This is a genomic window from Lactobacillus delbrueckii subsp. bulgaricus (assembly GCF_046938665.1).
Classification (GTDB): Bacteria; Bacillota; Bacilli; order Lactobacillales; family Lactobacillaceae; genus Lactobacillus; species Lactobacillus delbrueckii_C.
On the sequence record NZ_JBKZCD010000062.1, the window covers coordinates 1 to 926 of the forward strand.

At 45.4% G+C, this 926-nt stretch carries 1 protein-coding gene; it reads right to left on the reverse strand.

Features of this window, described 5'->3' with window-relative positions; translation table 11 throughout:
• On the reverse strand, window positions 1-926 hold a 926-nt coding region (locus ACLUXO_RS10165; protein WP_412137446.1), incomplete at both ends, for a mucin-binding protein.

The following is a 926-nucleotide window of genomic DNA, read 5'->3' on the forward strand; positions in this document are numbered from 1 at the left end:
GCATCAACGTAGTTTACCAGGGCCTTCTGCTTGTTAGCAGTGTAGACAACCTTGACAGTAGTTTCCTTGTCACCATCGAAGGTCGGAACAACTTCTTGTGAAGCTACTTCATCCTTGTCTGGAGTCAAGCCAGAGATAGTTGGGCTAGTTACGCTCTTCAAACTTTGTGAATCAACTGGAACCCAAGTAATTTCCTTGGTTACCAGGTCCTGAGTACCGGTCTGAGTAAATGACACAGTTTCAGTTACTGAACTTGGAGTTTCGAAGCCGGCTGGTACTTCGTAGACAACGTTTTGAGTAACCTTTTGGTCACGACTTACAGTTGCCTGGCCGTGTTTCAGAACTACAGTGTAGATCTGATCAGTTGAATCATCGGTGTCGTAAGCTGCGTCAGTTGGGTAATCGCTTGAGACGAATACGTAGCCTGCTTCTTCCAACTTCTTGATCGTGTCTTCAGTGCTGTAAGCGATAGTGTCCTTGGACAGACCGCTCAAGTCACCCGAGTCTTCGATCAATGCGTTGTTCTTATCTTGGTCAACGTATCTTACTAAAGCGTTTTGGATGTTTGGCGTGTAGACGACCTTTACAGTAGTTTCCTTGTCACCATCGAAGGTTGGAACTACTACTTCAGATGCAACTTCATCTTTGTCAGCAGTCAAACCTGCAATCTTTGGACTAGTTACAGTCTTCAAGCTCTTTGAGTCAACTTGGTTCCAAGTGATTTCCTTGGTTACCAAGTCTTGGTCACCAGTCTGAGTGAAGGATAAAGTCTCTTCTACAGATTCTGGAGTGTCAAAGCCTGCTGGCACTTCGTAAACTACAGTCCGCTTTACATTTTGGTCACGGTCAACAGTCTTGTGGCCGTGCTTCAGAACTACAGTAAAGATTTGGTCAGTGTTGTCATCAGTGTCGTAAGCTGCGTCACT